General features: G+C 61.6%; 24 protein-coding genes, 1 tRNA gene and 1 pseudogene. 8 read left to right on the top strand and 18 right to left on the bottom strand.

Going from position 1 to position 24,321, the window contains the following annotated elements:
• Nucleotides 1-7: 7 nt before the first annotated feature.
• Both CXQ81_RS11585 and CXQ81_RS11580 read right to left on the bottom strand, forming a co-directional pair.
• Nucleotides 8-292 carry a hypothetical protein gene (locus CXQ81_RS11585; protein ID WP_053260242.1) on the bottom strand — a complete coding sequence of 95 codons (285 nt, stop codon included), beginning with the start codon at nt 290-292 and terminating at the stop codon, nt 8-10.
• Between the two features lie 323 nt (nt 293-615).
• Nucleotides 616-705, bottom strand: a tRNA-Ser gene (locus tag CXQ81_RS11580).
• A 318-nt stretch (nt 706-1,023) separates the two neighbouring features.
• On the opposite strand from CXQ81_RS11580, the gene CXQ81_RS11575 reads away from it, so the two are divergent.
• From CXQ81_RS11575 to CXQ81_RS11565, 3 genes are all read left to right on the top strand, one after another.
• On the top strand, nt 1,024-1,713 hold the full coding sequence (locus CXQ81_RS11575) for a crotonase/enoyl-CoA hydratase family protein (RefSeq protein ID WP_101337249.1): 690 nt from the start codon (nt 1,024-1,026) through the stop codon (nt 1,711-1,713).
• A gap of 228 nt (nt 1,714-1,941) precedes the next feature.
• Complete coding sequence (locus CXQ81_RS11570) at nt 1,942-2,664, top strand: 1-acyl-sn-glycerol-3-phosphate acyltransferase (protein WP_007928160.1); 723 nt, start codon at nt 1,942-1,944, stop codon at nt 2,662-2,664.
• 131 nt (nt 2,665-2,795) lie between these two features.
• On the top strand, nt 2,796-3,767 hold the full coding sequence (locus CXQ81_RS11565; protein WP_101337248.1) for a magnesium and cobalt transport protein CorA: 972 nt from the start codon (nt 2,796-2,798) through the stop codon (nt 3,765-3,767).
• A gap of 80 nt (nt 3,768-3,847) precedes the next feature.
• Here the strand turns inward: CXQ81_RS11565 and CXQ81_RS11560 are convergent, their stop codons facing one another.
• The 3 genes from CXQ81_RS11560 to CXQ81_RS11550 form a co-directional block, all read right to left on the bottom strand.
• On the bottom strand, nt 3,848-4,576 hold the full coding sequence (locus tag CXQ81_RS11560) for an amidotransferase (protein WP_101337247.1): 729 nt from the start codon (nt 4,574-4,576) through the stop codon (nt 3,848-3,850).
• A 104-nt stretch (nt 4,577-4,680) separates the two neighbouring features.
• Complete coding sequence (locus CXQ81_RS11555; protein ID WP_101337246.1) at nt 4,681-6,825, bottom strand: 3-hydroxyacyl-CoA dehydrogenase NAD-binding domain-containing protein; 2,145 nt, start codon at nt 6,823-6,825, stop codon at nt 4,681-4,683.
• 25 nt (nt 6,826-6,850) lie between these two features.
• Complete coding sequence (locus CXQ81_RS11550) at nt 6,851-8,056, bottom strand: acetyl-CoA C-acetyltransferase (protein WP_101337245.1); 1,206 nt, start codon at nt 8,054-8,056, stop codon at nt 6,851-6,853.
• Between the two features lie 686 nt (nt 8,057-8,742).
• Here CXQ81_RS11550 and CXQ81_RS11545 point away from each other — a divergent pair.
• The gene (locus CXQ81_RS11545) at nt 8,743-9,555 is read left to right on the top strand and encodes a cytochrome c (protein WP_101337244.1); all 813 of its coding nucleotides are present in this window, start codon (nt 8,743-8,745) and stop codon (nt 9,553-9,555) included.
• Between the two features lie 404 nt (nt 9,556-9,959).
• On the opposite strand, the gene CXQ81_RS11540 is transcribed toward CXQ81_RS11545, so the two are convergent.
• The 11 genes from CXQ81_RS11540 to CXQ81_RS11490 all read right to left on the bottom strand — a co-directional run bounded on the left by CXQ81_RS11540 (nt 9,960) and on the right by CXQ81_RS11490 (nt 17,967).
• Entirely contained in the window at nt 9,960-10,301 is a 342-nt protein-coding gene (locus CXQ81_RS11540; RefSeq protein WP_009042886.1) for a ribonuclease E inhibitor RraB, read from the bottom strand.
• Between the two features lie 222 nt (nt 10,302-10,523).
• Nucleotides 10,524-10,781: a hypothetical protein gene (locus CXQ81_RS11535; RefSeq protein WP_007928144.1), complete on the bottom strand. Its 258-nt coding sequence runs from the start codon at nt 10,779-10,781 to the stop codon at nt 10,524-10,526.
• 113 nt (nt 10,782-10,894) lie between these two features.
• A complete protein-coding gene (locus CXQ81_RS11530; RefSeq protein WP_007928143.1) occupies nt 10,895-11,503 on the bottom strand; it encodes an START domain-containing protein in 609 nt (202 codons plus the stop codon).
• 43 nt (nt 11,504-11,546) lie between these two features.
• Nucleotides 11,547-11,801 (bottom strand): YkgJ family cysteine cluster protein, encoded by a 255-nt coding sequence (locus CXQ81_RS11525; protein WP_009042884.1) that lies wholly within the window; start codon nt 11,799-11,801, stop codon nt 11,547-11,549.
• A 168-nt stretch (nt 11,802-11,969) separates the two neighbouring features.
• Nucleotides 11,970-12,482, bottom strand: coding sequence for a translation initiation factor 2 (locus tag CXQ81_RS11520; protein ID WP_101337243.1), 513 nt, complete (start codon nt 12,480-12,482; stop codon nt 11,970-11,972).
• Nucleotides 12,483-12,561: 79 nt separating this feature from the next.
• Nucleotides 12,562-14,001 carry a PLP-dependent aminotransferase family protein gene (locus tag CXQ81_RS11515; RefSeq protein ID WP_007928140.1) on the bottom strand — a complete coding sequence of 480 codons (1,440 nt, stop codon included), beginning with the start codon at nt 13,999-14,001 and terminating at the stop codon, nt 12,562-12,564.
• 202 nt (nt 14,002-14,203) lie between these two features.
• Nucleotides 14,204-15,016 carry an OmpA family protein gene (locus tag CXQ81_RS11510; protein WP_101337242.1) on the bottom strand — a complete coding sequence of 271 codons (813 nt, stop codon included), beginning with the start codon at nt 15,014-15,016 and terminating at the stop codon, nt 14,204-14,206.
• Nucleotides 15,013-15,369 (bottom strand): DUF4398 domain-containing protein, encoded by a 357-nt coding sequence (locus CXQ81_RS11505; protein WP_009042881.1) that lies wholly within the window; start codon nt 15,367-15,369, stop codon nt 15,013-15,015. The genes CXQ81_RS11510 and CXQ81_RS11505 overlap by 4 nt, the downstream gene beginning before the upstream one ends.
• Before the next feature lie 9 nt (nt 15,370-15,378).
• Entirely contained in the window at nt 15,379-16,203 is an 825-nt protein-coding gene (locus tag CXQ81_RS11500; protein ID WP_101337241.1) for an ABC transporter substrate-binding protein, read from the bottom strand.
• Between the two features lie 82 nt (nt 16,204-16,285).
• Complete coding sequence (locus CXQ81_RS11495) at nt 16,286-17,215, bottom strand: electron transfer flavoprotein subunit alpha/FixB family protein (RefSeq protein WP_009042879.1); 930 nt, start codon at nt 17,213-17,215, stop codon at nt 16,286-16,288.
• A gap of 2 nt (nt 17,216-17,217) precedes the next feature.
• The gene (locus CXQ81_RS11490) at nt 17,218-17,967 is read right to left on the bottom strand and encodes an electron transfer flavoprotein subunit beta/FixA family protein (protein ID WP_007928126.1); all 750 of its coding nucleotides are present in this window, start codon (nt 17,965-17,967) and stop codon (nt 17,218-17,220) included.
• 546 nt (nt 17,968-18,513) lie between these two features.
• On the opposite strand from CXQ81_RS11490, the gene CXQ81_RS11485 reads away from it, so the two are divergent.
• The gene (locus tag CXQ81_RS11485) at nt 18,514-20,178 is read left to right on the top strand and encodes an electron transfer flavoprotein-ubiquinone oxidoreductase (protein ID WP_062823162.1); all 1,665 of its coding nucleotides are present in this window, start codon (nt 18,514-18,516) and stop codon (nt 20,176-20,178) included.
• Between the two features lie 174 nt (nt 20,179-20,352).
• On the opposite strand, the gene CXQ81_RS11480 is transcribed toward CXQ81_RS11485, so the two are convergent.
• Nucleotides 20,353-21,243, bottom strand: coding sequence for an AraC family transcriptional regulator (locus tag CXQ81_RS11480; RefSeq protein WP_101337240.1), 891 nt, complete (start codon nt 21,241-21,243; stop codon nt 20,353-20,355).
• A 180-nt stretch (nt 21,244-21,423) separates the two neighbouring features.
• Here CXQ81_RS11480 and CXQ81_RS11475 point away from each other — a divergent pair, with 180 nt between their 5' ends.
• Both CXQ81_RS11475 and CXQ81_RS11470 read left to right on the top strand, forming a co-directional pair.
• Nucleotides 21,424-22,476: an NAD(P)-dependent alcohol dehydrogenase gene (locus CXQ81_RS11475; RefSeq protein WP_101337239.1), complete on the top strand. Its 1,053-nt coding sequence runs from the start codon at nt 21,424-21,426 to the stop codon at nt 22,474-22,476.
• Between the two features lie 123 nt (nt 22,477-22,599).
• Nucleotides 22,600-22,805, top strand: a pseudogene (locus tag CXQ81_RS11470) (short-chain dehydrogenase).
• A gap of 115 nt (nt 22,806-22,920) precedes the next feature.
• Here the strand turns inward: CXQ81_RS11470 and CXQ81_RS11465 are convergent.
• Nucleotides 22,921-23,400 carry a GNAT family N-acetyltransferase gene (locus CXQ81_RS11465; protein WP_007928100.1) on the bottom strand — a complete coding sequence of 160 codons (480 nt, stop codon included), beginning with the start codon at nt 23,398-23,400 and terminating at the stop codon, nt 22,921-22,923.
• Between the two features lie 264 nt (nt 23,401-23,664).
• On the opposite strand from CXQ81_RS11465, the gene CXQ81_RS11460 reads away from it, so the two are divergent.
• Nucleotides 23,665-24,315, top strand: coding sequence for an HD domain-containing protein (locus tag CXQ81_RS11460; protein ID WP_101337238.1), 651 nt, complete (start codon nt 23,665-23,667; stop codon nt 24,313-24,315).
• The last annotated feature ends 6 nt before the right edge of the window (nt 24,316-24,321 follow it).

The raw sequence follows: 24,321 nt of genomic DNA, 5'->3' as shown, positions 1-24,321 counted from the left end.
ACAAACGCTAAACGTAAGGTTGCCCGCCAAACCCCCGAGGCAGACGCTGCAACCCGGCCATGGCCGTCAGCCGCTGGGTCCAGGCTGCACGCCAGTCGCTTGCCGCGTGCTCTGCCTTGGCTTTGCGCGCCGCCCGACGTGCCGCATTGCGCTGATTCTTACGGGCTTCCTTGAACACCTCGGTATTGCGGCAACTGCGGCATTTGACCCGCGCCGGCTCGGTGCTGGATATGAGATTGGAACCCTTGTGGCCGCAGGCCAGATGCCCGGCGACCTTGAAGTGAATGACCATTACGCGTCTCCTCGTAGCCAGTACGGGGCACAGAAAACCCCACGCTGATGCCCGCCTGATATCGGCGGAAAACCTCACCTTCAAGGTGACCTGACCGCCAGGTTTCGCAGGGGTAACAAAGCCAAAGACCACTCAAGTATCCAGCGTGATCGATACCTTGCTGGAGCAACTTTGGCTGTTGCGAACTCGTAATGATTTTGACCATCGCGGGGAAACGGCGTTCAGCAAAGAAGCCGCTCGCCCACTGCGGCGATTAAGCAGCCCCAGAAAGCACAAAACCCCTGATTTCTCGAGGAAATCAGGGGTTTTGCGTAGATCGAATATGGCGGTTGAGGAGGGATTCGAACCCTCGATACAGTTTCCTGTATACACACTTTCCAGGCGTGCTCCTTAAGCCACTCGGACACCCAACCGTGTCTCGTCAAACCGATTCAGTCTGTCGAGGCGCGCTAATGTAGTCGAAAGCTTTTCTGATGGCAAAGGTTTTTTTGAGAATTTTCATGCGCTTAAGACATTTCTTCGGATTGTGGTACTGCGCTGGCATCAGCGCCATGGCAAACCGGCCAATCTCTGGCCTGGCTGGCAGCTATATAGGAGGGCCGATCCGCGCCCCAGGTGGCCGGCTACGCTTGTCAGGCCAGAAAGGGCTGACTCACCAGTCAGTCACAGCGCTTTACCTGACCTGTGACCGTGGGTAACGTCTGCCCCACTTCAATACAAGGAATTGCGTCATGAGTGAGTTGATTTCTTACCACCTCGAAGACGGTATCGCGACCCTGACCTTGAGCAATGGCAAGGTCAATGCCATTTCCCCGGACGTGATTGCCGCCTTCAATGCCGCGCTGGACCAGGCCGTCACCGATCGCGCGGTGGTGATCATCACCGGGCAGCCCGGCATTCTGTCGGGCGGCTACGACCTGAAAGTGATGACCGCCGGCCCTAAAGAAGCCGTAAGCCTGGTGACCTCGGGTTCGACCCTGGCCCGTCGCCTGCTGTCGCACCCCTTCCCCGTCATCGTCGCCTGCCCTGGGCACGCCGTGGCCAAGGGCGCGTTCCTGCTGCTGTCCGCGGACTACCGCATCGGCGTCGAAGGCCCGTTCAGCATTGGCCTGAACGAAGTGCAGATCGGCATGACCATGCACCACGCCGGCATCGAGCTGGCCCGTGACCGCCTGCGCAAATCCGCACTGCACCGCTCGGTGATCAATGGCGAGATGTTCGACCCGCAAGGCGCGGTGGATGCCGGTTTCCTCGATAAGGTGGTGAGCGTCGAGGAGCTGCAAGACGCCGCCCTGGCCGCCGCGCGCCAGTTGAAGAAGATCAACATGACCGCCCACAAGAACACCAAACTGAAAGTGCGCAAGACGCTGCTGGAAGCCCTGGACAACGCGATCATCCTCGATCAGGAACACCTGGGCTGAAGCCTGGGCCCGCCGCCCACCAGCCCGACCTGCGCGTCGGGCTTTTTTATGCCCGCACCTTTATGCCCGCACCGCGAGAAAGACTGTGCGACGCTCTAGTTCGCCGCTGAGCAAAGAGTCGGAAACATGCGCTTAAACATCGGCCATCTTCTCCTTCTATACAGGTAATTGCCGAAAACAGTGCACATCCGTACACTGCGCCACCTTTTGTCCCCGGTGGGCCTGTAGATGCTGTATCTGTTTCGTATGTTATTGATGGGCCTGCATTTTGTTGCAGCGGGGATTCTCGGCGTAGTGCTGGGGCTATGCCGCCCGTTCAACCCGGATAACAGCCGCCTGTGCGCGCGCCTGTATGCCTTGCCGGCCATGTGCATCCTGCGCCTGCGGGTCAAGGCCGAAGTCGGGCCGCTGATGGACAAGCCCAAAAGCTGCGTGATCATCGCCAACCACCAGTCCAACTACGACCTGTTCGTGTTCGGCAACGTGGTGCCCCGGCGCACCGTGTGCATCGGTAAAAAGAGCCTGAAATGGGTGCCGCTGTTCGGCCAGTTGTTCTGGCTGGCGGGCAATGTGTTGATTGACCGTGGCAACGCGCACAAGGCGCGCCGCTCGATGCTGACCACTACCCACACCCTGCAACACAAGGACACCTCGATCTGGGTCTTCCCGGAAGGCACCCGCAACCTCGGCGAGGACCTGCTGCCGTTCAAGAAAGGCGCCTTCCAGATGGCCATCGCCGCCGGCGTGCCGATCGTCCCGGTGTGCGCCAGCAGCTACATCCGCCACATGCGTCTCAACCGCTGGCGCAGTGGCAGGATCCTGATCCGCTCGCTGCCGGCGATCCCCACCGCCGGGCTGAGCCTGGACGACATGCCGAGGCTGATCGAACAGTGTCGCGAACAGATGCGCGAGTGCATCGAGTCGATGGACCGCCAGCTACAGACCGCCTGAAAACAGCCCGCCGCGAGCGGGCTTTTTTATTGCCGGCGAACTCCGCCCAACAGGCTGACTCTGATCAGTCATGGGGCTAAGCTGCACGAAGTCTCACTCCTCATTTCGATAAGAAGAAGCGAACAGGAACCATGGGTAGAGTTGTTGCCGCCGCAGTCTACAGCGCGGGTAAAAAAGTCACTGACATCACCCTCGACGAAGGGGCGGCCTGGGCTGCCAAACCCGGGCACTTCGTCTGGATCGGCCTCGAAGAACCCAACGCCCAGGAACTGGCCAATCTGCAACGCCAGTTCAACCTGCACGAACTGGCCATCGAGGACGCCCTGGAAAAACACAGCCGGCCGAAACTCGAAACCTTCGGCGACGCGCTGTTTATCGTCACCTACTCCCCGGTGCGCGAAGCCGGCAAGCTGGAGTTCATCGAAACCCATATCTTTGCCGGCAATGGCTACATCATCACTGCCCGCAATGGCCACTCCAAATCCTATGGGTTCGTGCGTCAGCGCTGCGAGGCACGACCGCTGCTGCTGGAGCACGGCGAAGACTTCGTGCTCTACGCGCTACTGGATTTCGTCACCGAGAACTACCAGCCGGTCAGCGAAGCGATCCATGCCGAGATCGACGAACTGGAGCACAGCGTGCTGTGCAGTTCGCTCAACGAGGGGGATATCCAGCACCTCCACAGCCTGCGCCGCGATGTGCTGCGCCTGCGCCGTTATGTAGCGCCCATGGTGGAGATCAGCGAAGAGCTGCAGAAGCTCAGCTTCCCCTTTATCGACAAGAACATGCGCCCGTACTTTCGCGACGTGCAGATCCATGTCACCCGGCAGATGGAAGACCTGGCGACCTTGCGCGACATCGCCAGCCAGACCATCGAGATCGGCGTCCTGCTGGAGGCTTCGCGACAAAGCGTGGTGCAACGCAAGTTCGCCGCCTGGGCGGCGATCCTCGCGTTCCCGACCGCAGTGGCGGGGATCTACGGAATGAACTTCGACAACATGCCCGAGCTGAAGATGCACTACGGCTACTTCGGTGTGCTGGCGTTTCTGGTGCTGGGCTGTACGGGGTTGTGGGCGAGCTTCAAGCGCTCGGGGTGGCTCTGACAACGGAACCGGGCTGGACGCTCCTGCAAGGGCCTTGAGGCCGTTGTAGAAGCGAGCCGGCCAGCGATGCGGCTATGGATTCAAACCGATCCGGCCTGCGGCTTGTGCGCCACAAAACGCATCATCCACTCGGCAACGGTGCTGCCGTGATGATCCCGGTCCAGACTGGCGATGCCCTTTTGATAGACCTGTTCGCCCAGGTGCTGCTGGCGCAGGTCCAGCAAGGCTCGCGAATAGTCATGGATGAACTCCGGGTGGCCCTGGAAGCACAGCACCTGGTCATTGATGTGATAGGCGGCGAACGGGCAGAAATCGCTGGACGCGATCACCGTGGCGTTTTCCGGCAAGGCAGTCACCTGGTCCTGATGGCTGATCAACAGCGTCAACTCTTCCACCACCGGGCTCATCCACGGCGCCTTGGCCGCCAGCTTGTAGTTGTGGGTACCCACGCCCCAGCCCTGGGTCGCGCGTTCGCTCTTGCCGCCCAGCAGCAACGCCAGCAACTGATGGCCAAAGCAGATGCCCAGCAGTTTGTCGCCGCGCTGATAGCGCTCCAGCAGGTAGGTCTTGAGGGTTTGAATCCAAGGGTCGGTACCGAAGGAGTCGGCCTTGCTCCCCGTGACCAGGTAAGCGTCGAAGCTTTGGTCGTCGCTCGGGTAGTGGCCCTGCATCACGTTGTAGACGGTAAATTCGGCAGCGATGGGCTGCTGTGAAAACAGGCGCTGAAACATCTGCCCGTAACCCTGATATTGATCGACCAATTCTGGACGCAGGATGTCGGTTTCCAGAATGCAGATGCGTAGCGACATAAAAAATACCTGACACGTGATGGGAATAATGAACACCCCAGAGCCTGCCTTGAAACGCCCGATCAAGGCAAGCCCCGCGATGCATCACTTCAGTCCCTTCAGCCTCAGAACAACTGGCCCTTGGCGGCCTTCTCCAGCAGCAGCGCCGGCGGCGCGAAACGCTCGCCATATTGCTCGGCCAGGTACTGGGCCCGGGCGATAAAGTCCTTCAGGCCGTACTGGTTGATGAACTGCAAGGCCCCGCCAGTCCAGGCCGCGAAGCCGATACCGAAGATCGAGCCGATATTGGCATCGGCCGTCGAGCGCAATACGCCCTCCTCCACACAACGCACGGTTTCGATGGCCTGCACGAACAACAACCGATCGCGCACGTCCTGCGGCGAAATCTGCCCATCGGCTTTCTCGAAGCGGGTTTTCAGCTGCGGCCACAAGTGTTTCTGCGCCCCGGCCGGGTAGTCGTAGAAACCGCCGCCCGCGGCCTTGCCTGGGCGCTTGTATTCATTGAGCAGCAGGTCGATCACGGCGAAGGCCGGATGCTCCGGCAACGGCTTGCCTTCGGCCTGCAGGTCCTTGGCGGTCTGTTGGCGGATATGGCTCAGCAGGCTCAGGGAAACCTCGTCGCAGATCGCCAGCGGGCCGATCGGCATACCCGCCTTGCGCGCCTCGGTCTCGATCATCGGCGCGGCCACACCCTCACCGAGCATGGCGATACCTTCGTTGGTGAAAGTGCCGAACACCCGCGAAGTGAAAAAGCCGCGGCTGTCGTTGACCACGATCGGGGTCTTCTTGATCTGCTGGACGAAGTCGAAACCGCGCGCCAGGGTTTCGTCACTGGTCTGCTCGCCCTTGATGATTTCCACCAGGGGCATTTTTTCCACCGGGCTGAAGAAATGCAGGCCGATGAACTTGCCTTGATCCGGTACGGCCCTGGCCAGGCCGCTGATCGGCAAGGTCGAGGTGTTGGACGCAATCACCGCCTGTGCCCCCACCACCTGCTGCGCCGCCGCCGAGACCCTGGCCTTGAGCTCGCGATCCTCGAACACCGCCTCGATAATCAGGTCGCACCCGGCCAGGTCGGCGTCCTGCTCGGTGGTTCGGATCCGCGCCAGCGTGGCGTCACGCTGCTCGGCGCTCAATTGGCCACGGGCGACCTTCTTCTCCAGCAACGCCGCCGAATGGGCCTTGCCCTTCTCGGCCGCCGCCAGGCTGATGTCCTTGAGCACCACCTCGATGCCGGCCACAGCGCTGACATAGGCAATCCCGGCGCCCATCATCCCGGCACCGAGCACCCCGACCTTCCTGGTCACATAGGGCGCGAAGCCTTGGGGCCGGGAGCCACCGGCATTGATCTCGTTGAGCTGGAACCAGAAGGTGCCGATCATGTTTTTCGCCACCTGGCCGGTGGTCAGCTCGGTGAAATAGCGGGCTTCGATCAACTGCGCGGTATCGAAATCGACCTGGGCGCCCTCCACTGCCGCACAGAGAATTTTCTCCGGCGCCGGCAGGCAGCCCTGGGTCTTGCTGCGCAGAATCGACGGCGCGATGGCCAGCATCTGCGCGACTTTCGGGTGCGACGGCGTGCCCCCGGGGATCTGGTAGCCGGCCACGTCCCAGCGCTGCTTGGCCGCCGGGTTGGCGACAATCCACGCCCTGGCCTTGGCCAGCAGGTCGTCGCGGTCGCTGGCCAGTTGGTCGATCAGGCCGGCTTTCAGCGCCTGCTGCGGTCGGACCTTCTTGCCTTCCAGCAGATACGGCAGGGCTTTTTCCAGCCCCAGCAAACGCACCATGCGCACCACCCCGCCACCGCCCGGCAGCAGGCCGAGGGTCACTTCCGGCAGGCCGACCTGCAGCGACGAATCGTCCAGCGCCACCCGGTGATGGCAGGCCAGGCAGATCTCCCAGCCACCGCCCAGGGCCGCGCCGTTGATCGCCGCTACCACCGGCTTGCCCAGGGTCTCCAGGGCCCGCAGCTGGCCCTTGAGAGTCAGCACCATGTCATAGAAGGCCTGGGCTTCGGGCTTGCCGACCTTGATCAATTCATTGAGGTCGCCGCCGGCGAAGAAGGTCTTTTTCGCCGAAGTGACGATCACCCCGGCAATCGATTCCTGCTCGGCTTGCAGGCGGGCCACGCAGGCGGCCATGGCCTCGCGGTACACCGCGTTCATGGTGTTGGCGCTCTGGCCCGGCATGTCGATGGTCAGAACGACGATCTGGTCCTGGCCCTTTTCGTAACGGATGGCTTGGGTCATGAAAGTGTTTCCTTGAAGTCAGGGCTCAGAGGCGTTCGATGATGGTGGCGATACCCATGCCGCCACCAACGCAGAGGGTCGCCAGGCCGTAACGCTGGCGCCGTGCTTCCAGCTCGTCGAGCAAGGTGCCGAGGATCGCGCAGCCGGTGGCGCCCAGCGGGTGGCCCATGGCGATGGAGCCGCCATTGACGTTGACCTTGCCAGGGTCGATGGCCATGTCCTTGATGAACTTCAGTACCACCGAGGCGAAGGCCTCGTTGACCTCGAACAGGTCGATGTCCTCGACCCGCAGCCCGGCCTTGGCCAGCGCCTTGCGGGTGGCTGGCGCCGGCCCGGTGAGCATGATGGTCGGATCGGTGCCGGTGACCGCCGTGGCGACGATCCGCGCCCGCGGCTTGAGGCCCAGCGCCTGGCCCTTGGCTTCGGAACCGATCAGCATCAGCGCCGCGCCGTCGACTATCCCTGAGCTGTTGCCCGGGGTGTGCACGTGGTGGATGCGCTCGACATGGCTGTAGACCCGCAAGGCGGTGGCGTCGAAACCCATCTGGCCGATCATCTCGAAGCTGGGCTTGAGCTTGCCCAGGCCTTCGAGGGTGGAGTCGGCGCGTATGAACTCATCATGATCCAGCAGGACGATGCCGTTCTGGTCTTGCACCGGCACCAGGGACTTGCTGAAAGCCCCCGCCGCCCTGGCCCGCGCGGCCTTCTGCTGGGACTGCAGGGCAAAGGTATCGACATCCTCACGGCTGAAACCTTCCAGGGTGGCGATCAGGTCCGCGCCTATGCCTTGCGGGGTGAAATGGCTGTGCATATTGGTTTGCGGGTCGAGCACCCAGGCACCGCCGTCGCTGCCCATGGGCACCCGCGACATCGACTCGACACCGCCAACCACCACCAGGTCCTCGAAGCCGGAGCGCACTTTCATCGCGCCCAGGTTCACCGCCTCGAGGCCCGAGGCGCAAAAGCGGTTGATCTGCACTCCGGCCACGCTGACGTCCCAGTCGGCGACCAGCGCCGCGGTCTTGGCGATGTCGGCCCCCTGGTCGCCGATCGGCGTCACGCAGCCGAGCACGATGTCGTCGACCTGGCTGGTGTCGAGTTCGCTACGCCGCTGCAGGGCATCGAGCAGCCCGGCCAGCAGGTTCACCGGCTTGACGCTGTGCAAGGCGCCGTCGGCCTTGCCTTTGCCACGGGGGGTGCGTAATGCATCGAATATCAAAGCCTGGGTCATGACGTCCTCGAACCGCTGTGCAGATGAATGATGACAGGGCTCCCACTCTTGGCCCCGAGAGCCCCGGATTCAATGACCGATGCGCTCACTGACCTTGACGGTCACGCTCAGACGAACGGTAGTGAGCTAATGGATTCCGCCCGCCGCATAACGGAACTGTCTAGACAAAGGCCGGGCAAGAAGATGGCAATAAGCCTCATGCGTTTTTTAAAGCATTCGTCTATTAGCTGATATGAAATGGATCTAAGCCAAGGGTTACAAGGCCCCTAAGGTAGGAACTGTAGGCAGTGAATCGTTGCAGCCGGGTCTTGCCGGTGCACGCGTAAAAAAGGGACACATCGCCTGACCAGAGTGAAGCGGCAGGCATGCATTTGATGTTCAGGAATAACAACAAAAGGCATTCAGCCATGTTCAAGCATTCGAAAGTCCGTCAAGCGGGGCTCATTCTGTTCGCAACCACCTTGCTTCTGATTTTGCCGAATCTCACCAAAGTGATCGGCTAGAGGCGTGGCCATCCCGTCACGCAATTGCATCTTTGTGCTCCGGTTCGCTACCGAGGCAGGCGCTTGTGTGCCACTCTTTCTGACGCCGCGGCCACGCTGAATCAGGGTGTCGTCGCGCTTATCAGAAAACTGGAGACAGGCCGTACGCGCTGCTCTCCACCCCTGCGACGGAACAGCGATCAATTGAAATCTCTTATCCTCCTGTGCAGCGCCCTGCTGCTCACCACACCCGTGCATGCCGCGCAGCTGACCCTGGAACTGGGGGCCGGCAGTCGCACCTGGCAGACCGAAGAACTGCTCAAGCACCCTCAGGCCCGGACCGTCACCGTCAAGGATGACGTGTCGTACAAACGCGACATGAGTTACCGCGCGGTGCCGATCTCGGCCCTGCTCACCGACATCAAGGCTGATGACCATCTGCAGGCTGTCGCCCTGGACGGTTTCGCCGCCGAGTTGCCCGCCGCCCCCCTGCTCAACCAGGACGGCGCCCAGGCCTGGCTGGCCATCGAAGACCCGGCCAAGCCCTGGCCGCCCCTGGCTGAAGGCAAGCACAGCGCCGGGCCTTTTTACCTGGTGTGGACCAACCCGCAGGCCGGTCATATCAGCCCCGAGCAATGGCCGTTCGAAGTGGCGAGTATCAAGCGCCTGGCGCCGGTGGCCGAGCGTTTCCCGGTCCTGCGCCCGGACCCCAAACTGGCGGCCGGCGACCCGGTGAACCAGGGCTTCGCCCTGTTCCAGAAGAACTGCCTGGCTTGCCATCGCCTCAACGGCGCCGGCGACTCGCAGTTCGGCCCGGACCTGAATATCCCCTACAGCCCCACCGAGTATTTCGGTGCGGACTTCCTCAAGCGTTATATCCGTGACCCACAGAGCCTGCGCCGCTGGCCACAGGCGAAGATGCCGGCCTTCGCAAGCAGCGTATTGCCGGATGCCGAGCTGGAGTTGCTGGTGGGGTATCTGAAGCATATGGCGGGACGCAAGCAGCCTGGGCAATAAAGCTGGCTTGGGGAGGTGCTGTCCAGAATGCCATCGCAGGCAAGCCTCGTTCCTTACAGTCGGGCGTGCTCCCCGGCAAGCGCTCCATTGCAATGCAGTGGCTATCGACGGCATAGCCAGACTTGATTTCACCGCTTGGGCAAAACTGCGCAAAATTCGCTGCAGCAGCGCAGATGACTTCAGTACCACCACGGTGCGCAGTCGACGCCCCACCCTTCATGGCGCCAATGGCAGCCGGCCCCGGAATGTCCCCGACCGGTTTCCTCTCCTACCGGTCTTCCCTTTTGGCCACCCTCAGCGGGTGGCCTTTTTTTACCCGCTTTTTTGTAGGATCCCGGGGGCAGAAACGAAATCGGCCGACCCGAAGGTCAGCCGATGCTGAGTCTTGACGCTATTCATATGCACTAAACGAGTCGCCCTCGAACCTCCTGCTTCACGCCCCAACCTTCAATGATCCCGCCCAGGGGCGCGACCACCGCTTCAAAGTCCTGCTCGAAATCGCCGATGCCGCCGTAGGTGGCGTACATCACCTTGCTCAGCTCCAGGTACCAGGCGCCGTCATCGCGCACGCTGACCTGGGCATTCAAGGATTCACCGCGGAACTGCCCTGCCGCCCTGCGTGCCCGCTCCTCGTCCGGGAAAATGGCGTAGAACTCGATGGGATGGAATCGTGAAAAGTCGAAACCGCCTTCTTTCATGCGGCGCAGCACGCTGCTGCTGATGTCTTCTTGATAGGCTGTGCTCATGAAACGTCCTCCTCAAACCGATGGATAGACTTTCCGTACTCCCTTGCCTGTCACCGCACGGTGCAGGCTTGCGGCGAGAAGATCGCCGCCAGGAAACAAGCATGTAGCTGACAAGACCAGACCTTAGCGATTCATTCGCTGATCTCGAATGCAGAGTAGCGCCAAGACGCAGGCGCTGCCAAGGTCTGGGTTAAAGCTCGGTGGAGCTTTGCGCATTAAAGATTAAATCGGCGTAATGCTGAGGATTTGAATGCTGTTCTGATCTTTCAGGCTCTTGAGCGTAGGGTCGTCGGTGCGCCCTTCCAGATCGTTGAGGTCAAGCTCGGCCGGAACCGGCAGAAGCTTTGCGCGAATCAATTGTGCCGCCTCCTCCATGCTGGGCTGCTGCTCACAGTCGAACTGCTCGACTGACTGGACACCATGATCGTCAACGAAAGTGACTTGCCACTTTTGCATCAGTGCCTCCTTGATGAAGCCCATGGATGGACTCACAAGATGTCGACCCTGAAGAACCAAGGATCGTTCAAACCAAAGGCCCGGCGGTGCCATTAAAAAAGGCTGCCCTGGGGCAGCCTTTTCGCAACGATCGGCGCTTACGGTTTCTCGGCGCGCGCCTTCAATGCCTTGAGGGTGTTGAACGGCGCATCCACGACAAACTTGTTGGCCAGCCAGGACGGCACGCTGCCGCCCGGTTCGGTGTGCACCTGATAGGTCACTTCGACCTGGTCCGCGCCCTTGGGCACGAACTTCCAGAAGCCTTCGACCTGGGCGACACGCACGAAACCTTTCTCCTCGGGAAGGTAGGTCGGTACGCCTTCGAGCTTGCGGGTCAGGCTGCCATCGGCCGCTTCGCTGGTGGTGACGTGCAGCACCGAATCACGCGGCGTGACCGGCCATGGGGTGTTGAACTGGGTGTAGGTCCAGCTCTGCTCACCTTCGTGCTTGAGCAGTTTCTGCGACTTGCACTCGTGGATCCAGGCACAGGCGCCCGTCACGTCGTCCTGCAAAGCGCGCAGCTTGGCCACGCTGGTTTTCATGGTGGTCACGCCCCGGTAGGCCTTGTATTTGGAGCCGGCCACTTCACTCAAGGAGACCTTGATGCCGTCTTCATCCTTGGCCGTTTGCCAATCTTCGGCGTGGGCGGTTGCCGAGAGCAGAACGGTCAACCCACAGAGCACAGCAATTCGATGCAGCGAACCCATTGTCTTATTCCTTATTGTTGAAGTTCCGTTCATTTCAAACACTTCACGCCGCCGTCATTTGCTCCCACCAGCCCAACAAGCGGATAGCCTCTTCCCGGCTGTCGCCGCAGACTTCGACATCGGCCTGGAACGCACCACAGACGGCGGGCCGTTCGGGTTGGCCGAACAAACCGCACAGCAGTTCGACAGAAAGATGGATGCAACGTTCTCCGGCCGGTTTGCCATTGGGCATTCCAGGAATCGGGGTACTGATGGAAGGGGCAATGCAACAGGCGCCACAGCCTTCACGGCAGTTCATGACGACAAGCTCCTCGCGACGGGCAAAGTATTGAAATGACGCGGACTAGAGTAACCGCTAAAACAGCCGTTTGAAATTGGCCGCCCACTGGTTTTTATGCTCAGGCTCGCGTGACTGACCAGTCTCCGACAAAGCGTCAGGGCTGCGGGTCACAGTCAGGATGAGGGTTTACTGCTTGAACTCGAAATCCAGCGCCGCGCCTTCCACATCACGCCGTTCGTCATTGCGCAGCTGCAACTGCATTTCGTTGCTCAGCAGGCGGCCGTTGAGCTGGAACGGACTGTCGTCCTTGGGTTTCTCGCCGAACATCGGCGGCAGCAACGGGGTGCGCTTGGGCTGGTTGACCGAACCGATCGGCTGCAATTGCTTGACCATTTCCGGCGGCAGGCTCAGATCCACATTGGCCGAAGGCAAACGCGTCTTCACGATCTCACTGGCAGGCTTGGACTTGGAAGCGATCGGCGCGCGCCTTTTCTGTGCCTTGGCCTTGGGCTTGGCCTTGCTGGTCACTGCCGCCTTCTTTACCGGCGCGGCTTTCTTGGCTGCCGCGGTTTTCTGCGATTTATTCGCGGTGGCGCTTGCCGCGACCTTTTCCTGGGCCGGAGCCGCCAGAACGCTGGCCGTGCCGAAAGCACTCAATACACTGACCAATACCCAGGCAACAGGAAAAATCGCTTTCATAGAGAGACAACAGGATCGGCGGCAAAGAGCCATATGCTCGCCTGTTGACCGCGCGAAAACAAGCGCGGTAACCGATCCTTCAAAAACCGCCCGCAGCCTCCTGGCACAACTGGCTGGCCAACATGCCCAGGGTCATCAGTGCCCGTTCGGCCTCGCGATTCCATGGGGTACCGCAGTTGAGGCGAATGCAGTGGTTGAACTGCTCGGTATTACTGAAGATCAGCCCCGGCGCGATACTGATGCCCTGCTGCAATGCCCGGACATGCAATTCCTGGGTATTGACCCGCCCCGGCAGGCTGACCCACAGAATGAAACCGCCGTTCGGACGGGTAATCTGCGTGCCCTCCGGGAAGTACTGCTGCACCGCCAGCTGAAAGGCACTGAGGTTCTTGCGGTACTCCTGGCGGATGAAACGCAGATGCCGGTCGTAACCGCCGTTCTCCAGGTAGGCCGCGACGCCCATCTGGGTGACGCTGCAGGCCGAATGAGTGCTGAAGGTCTGCAAACGCTGGATTTCCTGCTGGAACTTGCCGGCAATCATCCAGCCGATGCGCACGCCGGGTGACAGGGTCTTGGAAAAGCTCGAGCAATAGATCACCCGATCCAGCCGGTCATAGGCTTTCAGCGCCTTGGTACGACCGACCTCGAACATCAGTTCGCCGTAGATGTCATCTTCGACCACCTGGATATCGAAATCCGAGGCCAGGCGCAGCAATTGTTTCTGCCGCTCTTCCGGCATGGTGCCGCCCAGTGGATTGCTCAGGCGCGTGGTCAGCACCAGGGCCTTGATCGACCACTGGTTGGCCGCCAGTTGCAGCGCTTCCAGGCTCATGCCGGTGGAAGGGTCGCTGGGAATCTCGATGACCTTGAGCCCCAGCAGGTCGGCCAGTTGCAGCAGGCCGTAGTAAGTCGGCGACTCCGCGGCGATCAGGTCGCCCGGGCGGGTCAGCACGCGCAACGACATCTGCAGAGCATCCACGCAGCCATGGGTGATCACCACTTCGGAGGGGTCGACCACCACGCCAGCGTCGCGCATGCGAATCGCCACCTGTCGGCGCAACGGCTCGAAGCCGGGGCTGAACATGTAGCTGAAGGCGCGCGGGCTGTGGAAACGGGTGACCTTGGCCAGTTGCTGGTGCAACGCCCGCACCGGCAAGTAATCGACGCTCGGCACCGCGGCGCCCAGCGGAAACACGCCTTCACGGCGCGACTCCACCAACACCTGATGAATGATGCTGCTGCGCGTCACCAGGCCCGGCCGTTCGACCCGGGCGATGTCCGGGGTCGGCGCGGTCAGCGCCGGGGTCTGGTGCACGTAATAGCCCGACTGCGGACGGGCGCGGATCAGCCCCTGGTCCTCGAGATTGGCGTAGGCCTGGAGCACCGTGGCATGGCTGACGTTGAGCTGGGAACTCATCTTGCGTACCGAGGGCACGCGTTCCCCGGGCTGGTACACACCACGACGGATATCTTCAGCCAGCTGCTGAGCGATACGTTGATAAAGCAAGAGATTGGTCATGACGCTGCACTCGATTTCACCGGCATTTTATTCTTGTGGATGACGATACCGGAACAGTTCATAAGTGTACTGGGACAGTTGCCACAATAGTCGACCGTACAGGGCAGTGTCAGCAAAAACTGTACTGTTTTGTGTGCCAATCGTCAGGCACAAAAAAACCCGGCTCCACGGGGGAAACCGGGTTGTCTTGAGCCGCCGCGGCTTAGCGCGCGGCGCCCAACTGGCCTTTCTCGTCGGAGAAGACAATTTCCACCCGACGGTTCTGCGCCCGCCCACGTTCCGAGGCATTGGCCTCGACCGGGTACTCATCGCCATAACCTTCGACCTGGACCCGTTTCTCCTCGACGCCCAGGTCGACCAGGATATCGGCCACGGCCTGGGCCCGGTCGCGGGACAGTTTCAGATTGCTCTGCTTATCGCCGGTGTTGTCCGTGTAGCCCTCGATCCGCACCACACGCTTGGGGTTCAGCTGGAGAAACTGCACGACCTTGAGCACAGTGCGGTTGGCCGAGCTCTTCAGCTCCGCTTCGCCGGTGTCGAACAACACATCGCCCAGGGTCATTACCAGCCCACGATCGGTCTGGGTCGTGGCCAGGTTGATGATCTGCTCTTCCAGCCACTTGCCCTGTTGCTGCACGCTCAGCAGCTTGGCCTCGCGCAGGGCCAGTTGCAGGCGCTGGCGTTCGAGTTCGAGCTTGGCCGCCTGCTCCTGGTTCAGCGCCTGGTTGGTGTGCTCGCGGGCGATTTCGCTGTAGCGCTGGCTGAGGTAGGCGTAGTGCACCACATCCGAACCGCTGCCCCAGTAGCTGGACAGGCGATCGGCCCGGGCCAGGGACTCACCGGCGCGGATCACATCCTTGGGTGCGATGCGCAGCACATTGGAATCTTCCTTGACCTTCTGGAAGTCCTCGCCGGCCTGTTCCAGCGCTGCTTCGCTGCGTTGCCCGGCACAGCCGTAGAGGCCGGTGCAGGCGATCAGCAGCACGCCACCCAATACTCGAGTCAGGCGATTCATTGGGCATCTCCCAACTGCTTGCGCAGACGAGTGATGCGGGTCTGGACGAGGTTCAGCTGTTCCTGGCTTTTCAGGGTCAGGACCCGCGCCTCGGCCAGGCGCGCATCCAGTTCCGCCTGCTCGGCACGCATGCGCGCGTGCTTGAACGACTCTTCCTGCATGTTGCGTTGGGCACGGGCGAATTTGTCCTCGGCCAGTTTCATTTCCGGCACATCCTCTGCCGTGGCTCCCACGGCCTTGGCCTGGGCCAGGGTTTGTTCGGTCAGGCGCATTTGTTCATTCGGCGCCGGATCGGCTGCGCAACCCGCCAGAGCCAGGACGGCCAGGGCAGCGAAAAGAGGTCGAATACTCACTAGAAATCCCTACTGTTTGGGGGTGCTGACAGGTTGCTGCAACTGTGCCTTCCAACGCTTGAGATTGCGCTGCAGCACGGCTTCCGTCAGACCGGACGCGGGCAATTCTGTCATCTTTTTCGCCAACTGTCCGCGCAACCATGGGTCGTTGCAGGCGGAGTTGTGCGAGATGGCCAGGAACAGGCCAGGTTTGTCGGCAGGCTGTGGGAATGCCAGCAGATCGTTGGCCATGCCCAGCGACTGGGCCAGGGCCATGCCGGCGTAGCGTCCGGCCAGTACGTACTCCACCTCCCCCAGCAACAGTTTCTGGAATGCCTGGGTCAGATTCGGCATGCGGGTCAGGCTCAATTGCTCCTTGGCGAAGGCCTCGAAGGGCGGCGTCAGGCGCGCCCTTTCCGACAATGCGCCGGTATGCCCATGCAGGTCCGACGGCTGGCTGTAGCTCAACGTCGAGCCCTTGCGGGTCCAGACCAGGAAATCGTTCTCCAGCAGCGGCGGATGAATGTAGTCCAGCGCTTCCAGCTCACTCACCGTCAGCGGCGCGTCGACCAGCATGTCCATGCGCCCGCTGCGCACTTCATCCAGGGCGGCAGAGCGTTTGCCGGCATACAACAACTCGACCTTGATCCCCAGTTCCTGCGCCACGTGTTGCAGCAGCTCGGCGCTGGCGCCAATCAGGTGGCTGGGGTCCTGCGGGTCGCGCCACAGATACGGCGGGGCATCCGGACTGCCGGTCACCACCAGGCGCTCGCATTTACCGGCGGCCATCGACGACAACGGCATCAGTGTCAGCCCCAGCAGCACTGACAGGCCACCCAGGCGGCGCAGATCCATGGCGAAATTCTCCCACTCAAATCCCAGACAATAAAAAAGCCCGGCCAAAAGACCGGGCTCTCTTATAAGTGAAGCCGCTGGATTAGACCAGCTTCTCCAGCTCTGGTACGGCTTCGAACAAGTCCGCCACCAGGCCGTAATCGGCCACCTGGAAGATCGGCGCTTCTTCGTCCTTGTTGATCGCAACGATCACCTTGGAGTCTTTCATACCGGCCAGGTGCTGGATCGCGCCGGAGATACCGACGGCGATGTACAGCTGTGGCGCAACGATCTTGCCGGTCTGGCCGACCTGCATGTCGTTGGGTACGAAACCTGCGTCGACCGCGGCGCGCGAAGCACCCACGGCAGCGCCCAGCTTGTCGGCCAGGGCGTACAGGTGTTTGAAGTTGTCGCCGTTCTGCATGCCGCGGCCGCCGGAAATGACGATCTTGGCAGCAGTCAGTTCAGGACGGTCGGACTTGGCCAGCTCTTCGCCGACGAAGCTCGACTTGCCTGCGTCATGAGCGGCAGCAACCGCTTCGACAGCGGCCGAACCGCCTTCGGCGGCAACCGGATCGAAACCGGTGGCGCGCACGGTGATGACCTTCACGGCGGCGTTCGATTGCACGGTAGCGATGGCGTTACCGGCATAGATCGGACGCTTGAAGGTGTCGGCGCTTTCTACCGAGATGATCTCGGAGATCTGGTCGACGTCCAGCTGCGCGGCAACGCGCGGCAGGATGTTTTTGCCGTTGGAAGTGGCGGCGGCCAGGATGTGGCTGTAGCCCTTGCCCAGCTCTGCAACCAGAGGGGCAACGTTTTCCGGCAGCTGATGCGCGTAGGCTGCGTTGTCGGCCGACAGGACTTTGCTCACGCCAGCGATTTTCGCGGCGGCCTCAGCCACAGCGCCAGCGCCCTGGCCAGCGACCAGGACGTGGATGTCGCCGCCAATTTTGGCAGCGGCGGCAACGGTGTTCAGGGTGGCCGGAGCCAGCACCTTGTTGTCGTGTTCAGCGATTACCAAGATAGTCATGATCAGATTACCTTCGCTTCGTTTTTCAGTTTCTCGACCAGTTCAGCGACCGACTTGACCTTGATACCCGCGCTGCGTGCAGCCGGCGCTTCGACTTTCAGGGTCTTGTTGGTAGAGGCGGTGGAAACGCCCAAAGCATCAGGAGTCAGCACTTCAAGCGGCTTCTTCTTGGCTTTCATGATGTTTGGCAGAGACGCGTAGCGCGGCTCGTTCAAACGCAGGTCGGTGGTGACGATCGCGGGCAGGTTCAGCGAAACGGTTTGCAGGCCGCCGTCGATTTCACGGGTCACGGCAACCTTGTCGCCCGACACTTCGACCTTGGAGGCGAAGGTGCCTTGAGCGTAACCGCTCAGGGCTGCCAGCATCTGGCCGGTCTGGTTGTTGTCGCTGTCGATGGCTTGCTTGCCAAGGATCACCAGTTGAGGCTGTTCCTTGTCGACCACGGCCTTGAGCAGCTTGGCCACGGCCAGGGAGTTCAGTTCATCAGCGGACTCGACGAGGATGGCACGATCGGCACCCAGCGCCAGGGCGGTACGCAGTTGCTCTTGAGCAGTAGCGGGACCGATGGAGACGACGACGATTTCAGTCGCTACGCCTTTTTCTTTCAGGCGTACGGCTTCTTCCACTGCGATTTCGCAGAAAGGGTTCATCGACATCTTGACGTTGGCGAGGTCGACGCCGGAATTGTCCGCCTTGACGCGAACCTTGACGTTGTAATCGACAACGCGTTTGACAGCTACAAGAACCTTCATGGATTCCTCGTTACTCTCCGGTGAAAAGAAAGTCGCCTAGGCGAACCTGGCGGTTGATGCTCATCGGGCACAAGGGCACCTCTAAAAACGCTGGCATGGACTCTTGCAACAGCAGACAGATGACCTTGCTCACGGGATGATGACCGTTCGTCAGTGGCGACTGATCGGTCATTCTTTATCGCGGCGTGTAAACTGCGCGTTGCGTCACCTTGTACTGCCTTCGCCCTGTCTTTAGAGGTGCTCTTGAAACCAACAGTCAGCCTACGGCGAGCGCAAAACCGACCGTATCTTGACCGGAACGCCTATTCTGGTCAATACGCCAAAATGGCCAGTCATAAGCCGCGCTTCTTTGATTTACATGGGCTGCAGCAAATTCAAACAAACGTTTGTATTGGACGCTAAGAGTGGTGTAGATATAATGCGCCGCCTAGAGAGAAAGGCGGGTCGTTCATTGTCCCCTCCCCTGTTTGGCGGAGAAAACCATCGATGCGACACCCAACCTCCAATTAGAAAAAAACCGTTGAGCCTTGAGTAGGAGATAGCCTAGTGGAACGCGAATACATGGAATTCGACGTGGTCATCGTCGGTGCCGGCCCCGCTGGCTTGTCCGCCGCCTGCCGACTGAAGCAGAAGGCCGCCGAAGCCGGTAAGGAAATCAGCGTCTGCGTGGTCGAGAAAGGCTCCGAAGTCGGTGCTCACATTCTTTCCGGCGCCGTGTTCGAACCGCGCGCCCTGAACGAGCTGTTCCCGGACTGGAAGGAACTCGGCGCCCCGCTGAACACCCCGGTCAAGCGCGATGACATCTATGTCCTGAAAAACGCCGACAGCGCGACCAAAGTTCCCGACTTCTTTGTGCCCAAGACCATGCACAACGAAGGCAACTACATCATCTCCCTGGGCAACCTGTGCCGCTGGCTGGCCCAGCAGGCCGAGAACCTGGGCGTGGAAATCTACCCGGGCTTCGCCGCCCAGGAAGCGCTGTTCGACGAGAACGGCGTGGTCCGCGGGATCATCACCGGCGACCTGGGTGTCGACCGCGAAGGCAATCCGAAGGAAGGCCTGTACACCCCCGGCATGGAACTGCGTGGCAAGTACACCCTGTTCGCCGAAGGCTGCCGTGGCCACATCGGCAAGCAACTGATCAAGCGCTTCAACCTGGACAGCGACGCCGACGCCCAGCACTACGGCATCGGCCTCAAGGAAATCTGGGAAATCGATCCGGCCAAGCATCAGCCAGGCCTGGTGGTCCACACCGCCGGCTGGCCGCTGGACATCATGGGCACCGAGAACACCGGCGGCTCCTTCCTTTATCATCTGGAAAACAACCAGGTGGTGGTCGGCCTGATCGTCGACCTGTCCTACAGCAACACCTACCTGTCGCCGTTCGACGAATTCCAGCGCCTCAAGCATCACCCGGTGCTCAAGCAGTACCTCGAAGGTGGCAAGCGCGTCAGCTACGGCGCGCGCGCCATCTGCAAAGGCGGCCTGAACTCGCTGCCAAAGATGGTGTTCAAGGGCGGCGCGCTGATCGGTTGCGACCTGGGCACCCTGAACTTCGCCAAGATCAAGGGCAGCCACACCGCCATGAAGTCCGGCATGCTCGCCGCTGACGCCGTGGCCGATGCGCTGTTCGCCGGTTCCGAAGGCGCCGACGAGCTGAACACCTATGTAGAAGCGTTCAAGTCCAGCTGGCTGTACGAAGAACTGTTCGCCAGCCGCAACTTCGGCCCGGCGATCCACAAGTACGGCGCCATCGTCGGCGGCGGTTTCAACTGGGTCGACCAGAACCTCTTCGGTGGCAAGCTGCCGTTCACCCTGCACGACACCAAGCCGGACTACGCCTGCCTGAAGCTGGCCGCGGACTGCAAGAAGATCGACTACCCGAAACCGGACGGCAAGCTCAGCTTCGACAAACTCAGCTCGGTGTTCATCTCGGGCACCAACCATGAAGAAGAACAGCCTTGCCACCTGAAGCTGACCGATCCGAGCATCCCGATCGGCAAGAACCTGCCGCTGTACGATGAGCCTGCTCAACGCTACTGCCCGGCCGGGGTGTATGAAGTGATCACCAAGGAAGACGGCGAGAAGCGCTTCCAGATCAACGCGCAGAACTGTGTGCACTGCAAGACCTGCGACATCAAGGACCCTGCGCAGAACATCACCTGGGTCGCGCCGGAAGGCGCGGGCGGTCCGACTTACCCGAACATGTAAGGCGTACGCTTGAAGAAAAAAGGCTCCCGAATGGGGGCCTTTTTTATTGCCGGCGCCACTGCCCTGCTTCTGTAGGAGCACAGCTCGCGTGCGATAAGGACTTGGCGATGTATCTGTCAGAACATCTCACCCTTCATCGCGGGCAAGCCTCGCTCCTCCAGACGAGCGCCCCCATCACGCTGCTCGCTCATCCCCCGGATTGCGCTCGAAGTAGCGCTTGTATTCACGGCTGAACTGCGAGGTGCTCTGGTAGCCCACCCGATGCGCCACCTGGGCCACGCCCAGCCCTTCTCCCAGCAGCAACTGCTGCGCCCTGAGCAAGCGCAGGCGCTTGAGGTACTGCACCGGCGACAGCAGCGTGCTGCGCTTGAAGTGCTCATGAAAGGTCGAGGTGCTCATGTTCGCGCAACGGGCCAGGGTCTCGACGTTCAGCGGCTCGGTGTAATGCTCGTGCAAGTGATTCAGCGAGGCGGAAATCCGCGCGAACTGCCCGTGCTGCTCCACCAGCGCGCGCAGCACATCGGCCTGCGGCCCGCGCAAGACGGTGAACATCAATTCGCGCAAGCGCGCCTGGCCCATCACCTTGCACTCCAGAGGATCGTGCAGGCAGCGCAGCAGGCGCTCCACGCAACCGCGCATCGTGTCGTCGAGCACCACCGAGGTCATCGACTCCGGGGTCTGCGCCTGGGCACTGCGCCCCGCGGCAACGCCCATCGCCAGCACCAGCTCGCCCAACAGCGCCCGGTCGATGGCGATGGACACCCCCAGCAACGGCGCATTGGGCATGGCGAAGGTCTCGCACTCGAAGGGCACCGACAGCGCCTGGATCAGGTAATGCCCAGCGCCGTACTCCAGGGTCCGCGGGCCCAGATACGCCAGCTTGCTGCCCTGGACGATGATCATCAGGCTCGGCTCGTAGATATGCGGGCCGCGGGCCACGTCGCAACTGGCTCGCAACACCTGGACCCCAGGCAGCCCCGTGGGAACGAAACCGTCGCGGGTCGCAAGAGGCTGGATCAGGGACACCAGGGTGGCATTGGCATCGAGATGGCGGGTCAACAACATGGGGAAAACTTCACGGGAAAAGGGATGAAAACATCATCGCAGGTCTGCACGCCAATGCCGCGCGCAAATGGCCGATGGCGGAGGAATAGGCATGACATGCCGAGGAATCGCCATGTTCGCGCCAGGGAGCGGCGCCGAGAATGGCCCGCCTCACCTGTCAGTGCTTTTGCGAGGTTCATCATGTACACAGCCATCGGTTACGCCGCCCAGTCCGCCACCACTCCCCTCGCCCCCATGAGTTTTCAGCGCCGCAGCCCGCGTCCCGACGACGTGGCCATCGAGATTCTCTACTGCGGCGTCTGCCACTCCGATATCCACCAGGCCCGCAATGAATGGGGCATCGCCGTGTACCCGCTGATGCCGGGCCACGAAATCGTCGGCAAGGTCACCGCCGTCGGCGCCCAAGTGACCAGGCACAAGGTGGGCGACCTGGTCGGCGTCGGCTGCATGGTCGACTCCTGCCGGCATTGCGAAGCCTGCGCCGCCAACCTGGAGCAATACTGCCTGGAAGGCCCGACCATGACCTACGCCACCCCGGACCGGGTCGACGGCAGCAACACCATGGGCGGGTACTCCGACAGCATCGTGGTCAACGAGCACTTTGTCGTGCGCATTCCCGAGAAACTCGACCTGGCCAGCGCCGCGCCGATCCTCTGCGCGGGCATCACCACCTACTCGCCGCTCAAGCATTACGGGGTGAAGGCCGGCGACAAGGTGGGCATTCTCGGCATGGGTGGCCTGGGCCACATGGGTATCAAGTTCGCCAAGGCCCTGGGCGCGCAAGTGACCCTGTTCACCCGTTCGGCGAGCAAGGCCGAGGAAGCCCGTCGCCAGGGTGCCGATCATGTGATCGTCTCCACCGATGCCGAGCAGATGAAGGCCGCGGCCGGCCGCTTCGACTTCCTGCTGGACACTATCCCGGTGCAACACGACCTCAACCCCTACCTGGATACCCTGCGTTTTGACGGCGTACACATCCTGGTCGGCCTGATCGAGCCGGTGGACCCGCCCGTGCACGCGGCCAAGCTGGTACTGGGCCGTCGCGTGCTGGCCGGCTCGCTGATCGGCGGCATCGCCGAAACCCAGGAAGTGCTGGATTTCTGCGCCGAGCACAACATCACCTGCGACATCGAAATGCTCGACATCCGCCAGATCAACGAGGCTTACGCGCGGATGATCGCCGGCGATGTGAAATACCGCTTCGTCATCGACATGGCGACCCTCAAGCAATAAACGCAGTCCCGTAGGAAGCTGCCCGCGATGGCGATGGACCTGGAAAAATGCCATCGCGGGCAAGCTTCGCGCCTATGGAAGCCTGAGTCGGCCGCCGAGTTCGGCGGAGATGCCAGCGGCGACCTGCTGATCGACAAAACCACCCCACTCGATGTCCTCCACGCCAACAGCGCCGCCCGTCTGCTGGCCGTCAACCAACTGCTGGAAAGCCTGTCGCGGCTAGACATGAAAGCCGCCGACAACACCGACTGCAACACCTGGCCAGCGCCATCCTGTTGCGCGACAGCTGCGATCTGCTGGATGTGATGGGCTGGCACCTGCAGGCCTGAGCCCTGGTCGAACGACGGCAGCCCTGAACTTGAGGGCTGCCTTGAGAATGGAGTGGACTGTCAGGATTGCTATCGCGAGCAAGCTCGCTCCTGCACGAAAGAAGCGCCGGGTAAATCAGCCCTGGGCGAACGCGCGCAGCACATCGCCATCCATGCGATACCTCACCCACTCTTCCTGGGGCTGGGCGCCCAGGGATTTGTAGAACTGGATCGCCGGTTCGTTCCACTCCAGCACGCTCCACTCGAAGCGCCCACAACCGTTGTCGCAGGCGATCCGCGCCAGGTGCCGCAGCAGCTGTTTGCCAGCGCCGCCGCCGCGTTGTGCGGGGGTGATGTAGAGGTCTTCCAGGTACAGGCAATTGCTGCCCAGCCAGGTGGAATAGCTGAAGAAAAACACCGCGAAGCCGATCGGCACGCCATCGCGCAGGCAGATCAGGCCGTGGGCCGTGGCGCCCTCGCTGAACAGGCTGCGCTCGATGTCGGCGACGCTGGCGATGACCTCATGGCGCGCACGTTCGTAATCGGCCAACTCCCTGATGAAGGCAAGGATTTGCGGTGCATCGCTGGGCACGGCTGGACGGATTTCGACGGACATCGGCGGGTCTCGGTTGGAAGGCAGGCGGCCATATTAGATCGACAGGGGAAGGACATGCACGGGTATTTCACAGGGATATGCCTGGAGGTCGTGGCGGGTGATTGTCCATGTCGGAATTGCCCGATACCTGTAGCCGCTGCCGCTGGCTGCGATCGGTCGCGAAGCGCACGGCACTTTTATCGGCGCCCGAAGGTCCCGCGGGCCTTATCGCAGCCTGCAGCAGCGGCTACAGTGTGCGCCTGTATTTTTTACTGCCTGGCTGAAATGACTTCCCACGCTTTTGCTCCCCTGCCCGATCTCGCCAACACCCTGCTGCCCCACGCGCTGGAGCCCGTCGACGATGGTGCCCACGACCTGTCGCACCTGCAGCGGGTGTGGGCCAATGCGCGGCGCATCGCCCGGGAAGACGGCGGCGATCTGCAAGTGCTGCTGGCCGCCACCCTGCTGCACGATTGCGTCGCCGTGGAAAAGAGCTCACCGCTGCGCGCCCAGGCCTCGCGCCTGTCAGCGGAAAAGGCCTCGGCCCTGCTGCACCGACTGGGCTGGCCCGAAGCGACGATCGCCGCGGTGGCCCACGCCATCGAAGCCCACAGTTTTTCCGCCGCAATCGAGGCTCGCACCCTGGAGGCGAAGATCCTGCAGGACGCCGACCGTCTCGACGCCCTGGGCGCTCTCGGCGTGGCCCGCACCTTCTATGTCGGCGGCCGGTTGAACCGAGCCTTCTACGATCCCCACGACCCGCACGCCGAACACCGCGACTACGACGACCTGAACTTCACCCTCGACCACTTCCACACCAAGCTGCTGCACCTGGCCGAGGGCTTCCAGACCGTGACCGGCGCGCGCCTGGCGCAGGTGCGCCATGCCCGCCTGAAGCGCTTCATGGACGAATTCATCGATGAGATCGGTGGCTGACTTACT

Source organism: Pseudomonas sp. 09C 129, from assembly GCF_002843625.1.
Taxonomy (GTDB): Bacteria; Pseudomonadota; Gammaproteobacteria; order Pseudomonadales; family Pseudomonadaceae; genus Aquipseudomonas; species Aquipseudomonas chlororaphis.
Note: the sequence above shows the minus strand (reverse complement) of the source record. Positions and strands in the feature narration are given on the sequence as shown.

Bases quoted from the DNA above. Each gene is read 5' to 3' on its own strand.
- CXQ81_RS11585 (WP_053260242.1), bottom strand. From the start codon at position 292: ATGGTCATTCACTTCAAGGTCGCCGGGCATCTGGCCTGCGGCCACAAG.
- CXQ81_RS11575 (WP_101337249.1), top strand. From the start codon at position 1,024: ATGAGTGAGTTGATTTCTTACCACCTCGAAGACGGTATCGCGACCCTG.
- CXQ81_RS11570 (WP_007928160.1), top strand. From the start codon at position 1,942: ATGCTGTATCTGTTTCGTATGTTATTGATGGGCCTGCATTTTGTTGCA.
- CXQ81_RS11565 (WP_101337248.1), top strand. From the start codon at position 2,796: ATGGGTAGAGTTGTTGCCGCCGCAGTCTACAGCGCGGGTAAAAAAGTC.
- CXQ81_RS11560 (WP_101337247.1), bottom strand. From the start codon at position 4,576: ATGTCGCTACGCATCTGCATTCTGGAAACCGACATCCTGCGTCCAGAA.
- CXQ81_RS11555 (WP_101337246.1), bottom strand. From the start codon at position 6,825: ATGACCCAAGCCATCCGTTACGAAAAGGGCCAGGACCAGATCGTCGTT.
- CXQ81_RS11550 (WP_101337245.1), bottom strand. From the start codon at position 8,056: ATGACCCAGGCTTTGATATTCGATGCATTACGCACCCCCCGTGGCAAA.
- CXQ81_RS11540 (WP_009042886.1), bottom strand. From the start codon at position 10,301: ATGAGCACAGCCTATCAAGAAGACATCAGCAGCAGCGTGCTGCGCCGC.
- CXQ81_RS11535 (WP_007928144.1), bottom strand. From the start codon at position 10,781: ATGGGCTTCATCAAGGAGGCACTGATGCAAAAGTGGCAAGTCACTTTC.
- CXQ81_RS11530 (WP_007928143.1), bottom strand. From the start codon at position 11,503: ATGGGTTCGCTGCATCGAATTGCTGTGCTCTGTGGGTTGACCGTTCTG.
- CXQ81_RS11525 (WP_009042884.1), bottom strand. From the start codon at position 11,801: ATGAACTGCCGTGAAGGCTGTGGCGCCTGTTGCATTGCCCCTTCCATC.
- CXQ81_RS11520 (WP_101337243.1), bottom strand. From the start codon at position 12,482: ATGAAAGCGATTTTTCCTGTTGCCTGGGTATTGGTCAGTGTATTGAGT.
- CXQ81_RS11515 (WP_007928140.1), bottom strand. From the start codon at position 14,001: ATGACCAATCTCTTGCTTTATCAACGTATCGCTCAGCAGCTGGCTGAA.
- CXQ81_RS11510 (WP_101337242.1), bottom strand. From the start codon at position 15,016: ATGAATCGCCTGACTCGAGTATTGGGTGGCGTGCTGCTGATCGCCTGC.
- CXQ81_RS11500 (WP_101337241.1), bottom strand. From the start codon at position 16,203: ATGGATCTGCGCCGCCTGGGTGGCCTGTCAGTGCTGCTGGGGCTGACA.
- CXQ81_RS11495 (WP_009042879.1), bottom strand. From the start codon at position 17,215: ATGACTATCTTGGTAATCGCTGAACACGACAACAAGGTGCTGGCTCCG.
- CXQ81_RS11490 (WP_007928126.1), bottom strand. From the start codon at position 17,967: ATGAAGGTTCTTGTAGCTGTCAAACGCGTTGTCGATTACAACGTCAAG.
- CXQ81_RS11480 (WP_101337240.1), bottom strand. From the start codon at position 21,243: ATGTTGTTGACCCGCCATCTCGATGCCAATGCCACCCTGGTGTCCCTG.
- CXQ81_RS11475 (WP_101337239.1), top strand. From the start codon at position 21,424: ATGTACACAGCCATCGGTTACGCCGCCCAGTCCGCCACCACTCCCCTC.
- CXQ81_RS11465 (WP_007928100.1), bottom strand. From the start codon at position 23,400: ATGTCCGTCGAAATCCGTCCAGCCGTGCCCAGCGATGCACCGCAAATC.
- CXQ81_RS11460 (WP_101337238.1), top strand. From the start codon at position 23,665: ATGACTTCCCACGCTTTTGCTCCCCTGCCCGATCTCGCCAACACCCTG.